This is a genomic window from uncultured Campylobacter sp. (assembly GCF_963517995.1).
Taxonomy (GTDB): domain Bacteria; phylum Campylobacterota; class Campylobacteria; order Campylobacterales; family Campylobacteraceae; genus Campylobacter_A.
The window spans coordinates 1-5819 of sequence record NZ_CAUQHQ010000138.1 but is presented as its reverse complement, the minus strand read 5'-3'; the positions used below and the strand labels follow the sequence as shown (position 1 = coordinate 5819).

Annotated in this window: 6 protein-coding genes and 1 pseudogene; all 7 read left to right on the top strand. The window is 47.6% G+C overall.

Annotation, left to right across the window (positions count from 1 at the left end; all coding sequences use genetic code 11):
• Nucleotides 1-580 (top strand): Fe-S-containing protein (locus tag RYL88_RS11020; protein WP_314991287.1); only part of this gene is annotated, 580 nt, incomplete at its 5' end.
• Entirely contained in the window at nucleotides 577-1857 is a 1281-nt protein-coding gene (locus RYL88_RS11015; RefSeq protein ID WP_314991285.1) for an ABC transporter permease, read from the top strand. The genes RYL88_RS11020 and RYL88_RS11015, both read left to right, overlap by 4 nt.
• Nucleotides 1844-2983 (top strand): FtsX-like permease family protein, encoded by a 1140-nt coding sequence (locus tag RYL88_RS11010; protein ID WP_314991283.1) that lies wholly within the window; start codon nucleotides 1844-1846, stop codon nucleotides 2981-2983. Before RYL88_RS11015 ends, RYL88_RS11010 begins: the two co-directional genes overlap by 14 nt.
• A 1-nt stretch (nucleotide 2984) precedes the next feature.
• Nucleotides 2985-3722 (top strand): ABC transporter ATP-binding protein, encoded by a 738-nt coding sequence (locus RYL88_RS11005; protein ID WP_314991282.1) that lies wholly within the window; start codon nucleotides 2985-2987, stop codon nucleotides 3720-3722.
• A gap of 13 nt (nucleotides 3723-3735) precedes the next feature.
• Nucleotides 3736-4233, top strand: a complete 498-nt coding sequence (locus RYL88_RS11000) for a TlpA disulfide reductase family protein (RefSeq protein ID WP_314991280.1) — start codon at nucleotides 3736-3738, stop codon at nucleotides 4231-4233.
• Nucleotides 4234-4342: 109 nt separating this feature from the next.
• Complete coding sequence (locus RYL88_RS10995; protein WP_314991278.1) at nucleotides 4343-4936, top strand: hypothetical protein; 594 nt, start codon at nucleotides 4343-4345, stop codon at nucleotides 4934-4936.
• A 633-nt stretch (nucleotides 4937-5569) separates the two neighbouring features.
• Nucleotides 5570-5819: pseudogene (locus tag RYL88_RS10990) on the top strand (TonB-dependent receptor); the annotation flags it as partial.

Sequence of the window (5819 nt, the reverse complement as noted above, 5' to 3'; positions counted from 1 at the left end):
TTACTACGATCTGCACGCATCTAAACCGCCCGAGATCTCAGATCCTATCATCGTAGAACCCGTAAACAACGAGTTTAAATTTGACGTCGAAAAACTCGCCGACAACGAACTTCATCGCTACGCCTATATAAACGACGAAGGCAGGGAGATAAGGTTTTTTCTTTTAAACCGCTTTTCAGACCGCGCTTCGCCGACCATCGTCTTTGATGCGTGCGCGATATGCGGCGATATGGGCTATGTCAAAAAGGGCGGCGATCTCATCTGCATCTCGTGCAACGTACGCATTTTCTTGCCATCAGTTGGCAAAGAGGGCGGCTGCAACCCGATACCTATGCCTTTTGAATTTGACGGCAAATTCGTAACCGTAACGCTTGACACCATCCAAAGCGGCGCAAACTACTTCTCAAAAGTCGTCGAAAAAATGGTGCTAGATCCGGTAAGCCGCAAAAAAGTAAGTAACATCGGCTCGAAATCTTATTTATACTACAACAGGACGTATTTCTTTGAAAACGAAAAAACTCAGGCGGAATTTGAAGCCAACCCTGAAAAATACGTCGATATAAACGGGACTTTAAAATGAAAAATATGCAACTAAGGCTTATAAAAAGCTCGATCACCGGCTCGAAGGTGCAAAAAGGAATGGCCTTTATCACCATACTTTTGGCGACGGTTTTGATCGCTTGTATGCTAAATATCACGCTAAAAATCGGCGATCAGATCGCTAGCGAGCTGCGCGGTTACGGCTCAAACATCGTCGTCTTGCCAAAGGGCGAAGCGCTGGCTATCGAGATCGAGGGTAAAAATTTCACACCGCTAAAATCGCAAAACTACCTAAACGAAGAGGATTTGCATAAGGTAAAGGAAATTTTTTGGCGAAACAACATCGTGGCGTTTGCGCCGTTTCTAAACGGAGAGGTAAAGGACGCTAGCGGCGAAAAATACCAAATCACGGGCACTTGGTTTGATAAATTTGCAAACGTGGCTGACGAGCCGGAGTTTAAAACGGGCGTAAAAACGCTATTTGGCTTTTGGGCGGTTGAGGGCAAATGGATAGAGGACGACGATACGCAAAACGTACTCGTGGGCGAAAATTTAGCCGCAAAGCGAAATTTGAGCGTCGGCGGTGAACTAAATTTAAACGGACGTAGCGTAAAAATTGCGGGCATCCTAAAAGGAGCCGGTGAAGAGAGCTATAAGATCGTAACCTCGCTAAAGCTAGCTCAGGAGCTTCTAAATAAGCCCGGACAGTACTCAAAAGCCGAGGTTTCGGCGATGACGATCCCGGAAAACGACCTCTCCGTCAAGGCTAGGCGAAACCTAGATAACCTAGACAGCGCCGAATACGACATGTGGTACTGCTCGGCCTACGTTAGCTCGATCGCATATCAGATCGAGGAGAACTACGCGGGCGTTGCAGCAAAGGCGATGATGCAGGTAAGCGACGCCGAGAGTAATATCGTGAAAAAAATCCAAAGCCTAATGGGTATCGTTAGCGTCATCGCGCTTGCGGTCGCCTCTATCGGCATTACCTCGCTGATGACTAGCGAAATTTACAGACGCAAAAAAGAGATCGGCCTGCTAAAAGCCATAGGCGCTAGCAACTTTGAAATTTATGCCCTTTTTGCGAGCGAAAGCCTAGTCGTGGCGTTTTTTGCGGGCATTTTGGGAGCGTTTTTGGGTTATGCGCTTAGCTACATAATCGCTTACAGTATCTTTGGCTACGGCATCGGCATCGCTTGGATCGTGCTCCCGCTTAGTATCGCTTTTGCGCTTCTTATCTCGATCGCGGGCTCGCTCGTGCCGATGAGAAGCGTCGTTAAACTCTTGCCTGCGGAGGTGCTATATGATCGCAAATAAAGGCTTTTTTTATAACGTCATTTTTAAAAGCCTGCGCTTTGGCGCGGCTAGAGTGGGCGTCATCATCGTCTCTATCCTGCTTGGCGCGTGCGTGACGGCGGCTTTTGTAAACGTGTATCTGGATATCGACTCAAAAGTAACCAAGGAGCTAAAAAGCTACGGTGCTAACGTGGTTTTCGCTCCCGCAGACCCCGTTAGCGACGCGGTAAACGAGGCGAAATTTAACGAAAAGATCGCCAAAATCCCAAGCGACAAGCTACTCGGACAGAGCGGATATCTTTTTACGCAGGTAAATATTGGCCCAACGACCGCGATCGCTATGGGCGTCAAATTTAGCGATCTAACGCGGGTTAAGCCGTTTTTGGAGGTTAAAGAGGGGCAAGGCATAACGCTTGATTTTGACGAGAGAAACGCGCTAATCGGCACCGATCTAGCCAAACAAAGCGGCTTTAAGGTCGGCGACGTGATCGAAGTGAGACAAATCGGCGCGAATTCGGGCGAAAAGGTAAAGATCCGCGGCATCGTGCAAGACGGCGACAAGGAGGACTCGCTGCTCATCATCTCGCTACCTCTAGCGCAAAAGATAGCAAACGAGCCAAATACGCTAAACTACGCCGAGGCCGTAGTAACGGGTAAATTTGACTACATAAGCGAGCTTGGCAAGAGCCTTAGCGACGAGCAAATTTCCGTTAAGCCAGTGGCTAAAATTTCAAAATCAGAGGGTCTGATTTTGGATAAGATTAAGCTTTTGATGGCGCTTGTTAGCTTTGTTATCTTGCTGATTACTTCGATGTGCGTAAACACGACGCTAAGCGCGATTTTATTCTCGCGCTCAAAGGAGATTGCGCTGCTTAGAGCGCTGGGCGCTAGCAAGAAAAATGTGTTAAATTTGTTCGGCGTCGAGACCTTCGTCACGGCGTTTGCGGCGGCTTTTGTAGGCGCGATTTTAGGCTACGGTTTGGCGCAAATTTTAGGTTACGCGATTTTTGATTCGAGCATCGATTTTAGATTTATGAGTATACCGATAGCGATGGCGATCTCGCTCGTTTTTGCGGGCGCGGCCTCGATCTATCCGATCAAACGGGCGCTAGAAAATAAAATGGCCGATATTTTAAGAGGAGAATAATATGCAGTACGCGATAAGATTAAACGGGATAGAAAAAAGATTCGGCGAAGTAAAGGCGCTAGAGAGCATTACCTTTGACGTAAACGCCGGCGAGTGGGTCAGCATAATGGGCCCAAGCGGCAGCGGCAAAAGTACGCTGGTAAATATCCTCTCGCTGATGGACGAGCCGACCGCAGGCACGTACACGCTAGGCGGAGACGACGCTAGCAGGCTTAGCGACGAGGAGACTCTCAAATTTCGCCGCGAAAAGATCGGGCTGATATTTCAGCAGTTTCACCTCATCCCCTACCTAAACTGCGTCGAAAACGTGATGATAGCGCAGTACTATCACAGCAGCGTGGACGAAGAGGACGCTAAAAAGGCTCTTGAGCGAGTGGGGCTGGGGCACAGGCTAGATCACCGTCCGAGTCAGCTTAGCGGCGGCGAGCAGCAGCGTCTGTGCATCGCGCGTGCCCTGATAAACGATCCTGATATCTTGATAGCCGACGAGCCGACGGGCAACCTCGACGAAGCAAACGAACGCGTAGTTTTGGAGCTGTTTCAAAAGCTGCGAAGCGAGGGCAAAACGATCCTGCTCATCACGCACAACCCGGATCTTGGGCAGTTTGGTGACAAGATCGTCTATCTAAGGCACGGCAAGATGGAAAACATCCACTACGTAAGCGACGGCGAGCGCGCGGAGGCATGCGAGAGGTTAGCTGCTCAGCCAAGCGGCCAAAGCGCCTTTGCGACGGCTTAAATTTGGGAGAATTATGATAAAAAAATATATATTGTTAGCCTTTGCGGCGGCGATGATAGCAGGCTGCGGAAATAGCGGCTTTGACAAGCACCACATTAGCCTAAACTCGCCAAAGGGCGTAGATACGCACTATTTCCCCGAGGGTAGGCGGCTCAAAACGGACGGCAAGCCTTATATGCTCTTTTTCTTCGGCACATCCTGCGGCGCCTGCGTAGCGCAAGCTCCGATCGTAAATGAAATCTACTCCGAGCTTAAGGATAAATTCGGCGTTTACGGGATATTTGGACCCAGCCTTGGTTTTGATAAAGATATCGACATGGTGAAGCACCACGGCATCGCCTACGATGTCATTAGCGATAAAATTTCGGTCGATTATTTCAGCAAGGCAGTGGGCGGCGTGATGGGCGTGCCTGCTATCTTCGTCTTTGACGGCGAGGGCAATCTCAAAAAGCGCTTCATCGGGCTCACTCCAAAAGCCACTCTAGAAAACGAGATCAAGCTGGTATTATAAATTTACTCAAAAGTAAAGATTTAGTAGTAAAATACGCTTAAATTTGATCCTAAATTTGACCCGACCGCGTTAAATTTGCTGCGGTCAAATTTAGGCGAGGAGACGCGAAATGAAACTAAAAATTTTCTCTATTTTGTTATTTGCGATTTTTTTCGTAGGCTGCGGCGAGCCTCGCACGCCCGAGCTTTACGCTAGAAGCACGGTGCCTATTTTTATAACAAACGGCGACGTGAAAAAAGCCTCGCGTAGCGTCTATGTTTACTTTAAAAACTCCTGCGGCTACGCAAATACGCTAGAAAACACCGTGCGAAACAAACTACTGCAAAACGGCTTTACGCAAAGCCTCGATCAAAAAAGCGCCGACGTGGTGATAATGGGCGATTTTGCGAGCTTGCAGCGCTTTGAGCGACGCGAACGCCCGCGAGTGTATATGAATATGGGTTATGGTTTCGGCAGCTACGGGCGCACACGAAGTATGGGCTTTGGCATGCTTTTTGGCGACCCATTTGACGATGATTTTTACGACAGGACGGATTATTATCTTTACAGAGCCTTTATCAGCGTGATGATCCGCGCAAACGGCAGCGAACAAAGGACGAATCTCGAGATTGAAAGCGGCCAAAATCTTTATTCGCCAAGCTACATAATCCCATACATAGAAGAAAAGGCGGCGACGCAAATACTTAACTTTTTTTACCCTTAACGGCTTGTCTTTTTGCCCTATACTTCGTTACTTTTAAATTTGGCTCGGTCATTACCTACAAGGTAACTCTCGTCGCCAAATTCAAAAGCGCCTCGTCTAGAACAAAAATACTTCGCCTTAACTTTTTACGTTCAAATTTGAAGATAAATTTGTAAATTTCGGCTTCAAATTTTATCAACCCAAACCCGCACCCTGAAAACGTCAAATTTAAATTTTCGGCGCTCCAGCACCAGATAAAACTGCGCATAGCGCAGCAACCTCTCACGTGCAGTGGGGTTAGAGAGGGCTTGGGAGAGGAAGGGGCGACGCTTCGTAAGTAGAATCCCCTTCCTCTCCCGAAAAAAAAGAAAAAGGGAGCTATTTTGCTAGCTTCGCTCGCAACTGCTAGCGCAGCGTAATTCAAGCCCCTTTCTTCTCAACAAAAAAGATTAAATTTAATGCATAACGCCAAATTTAACCAAACCAAATTTAGCATCTTAAAGGTGCGGGTCTCGGTGCGTAAAATTTGTCGCCGTCTACAAACAAAACCGCGCGAAATTTATAAATCTTATCTTAATGAAAATCAGGAAATATTCAAATACCTTTCTATATAATTGTGATACGAAAAATCAAAATTATCATAAAGGATTTCAAATGAGATTAGCTATCAGTCTGGCTGCGGCTACGACGGCGCTATTTGCAAACGGCGCAAATCCCGACGTCATAAAGCCGATAAAGGATTTTACGCCTCCGCCGCCGTATACGCCAAACGTCGCCCAAAGCGCGTTTCCCGAAAATCAATTCGACCGCACGCCCAGGGACGATTATTTTTTCGTGACGGATTTGCTTGATAATTCGATGGATAAATTTCACGTCGCGGGCGGATTTTACGGCAGGACGTTTT

Bases quoted from the DNA above. Each gene is read 5' to 3' on its own strand.
- RYL88_RS11015 (WP_314991285.1), top strand. From the start codon at position 577: ATGAAAAATATGCAACTAAGGCTTATAAAAAGCTCGATCACCGGCTCG.
- RYL88_RS11010 (WP_314991283.1), top strand. From the start codon at position 1,844: ATGATCGCAAATAAAGGCTTTTTTTATAACGTCATTTTTAAAAGCCTG.
- RYL88_RS11005 (WP_314991282.1), top strand. From the start codon at position 2,985: ATGCAGTACGCGATAAGATTAAACGGGATAGAAAAAAGATTCGGCGAA.
- RYL88_RS11000 (WP_314991280.1), top strand. From the start codon at position 3,736: ATGATAAAAAAATATATATTGTTAGCCTTTGCGGCGGCGATGATAGCA.
- RYL88_RS10995 (WP_314991278.1), top strand. From the start codon at position 4,343: ATGAAACTAAAAATTTTCTCTATTTTGTTATTTGCGATTTTTTTCGTA.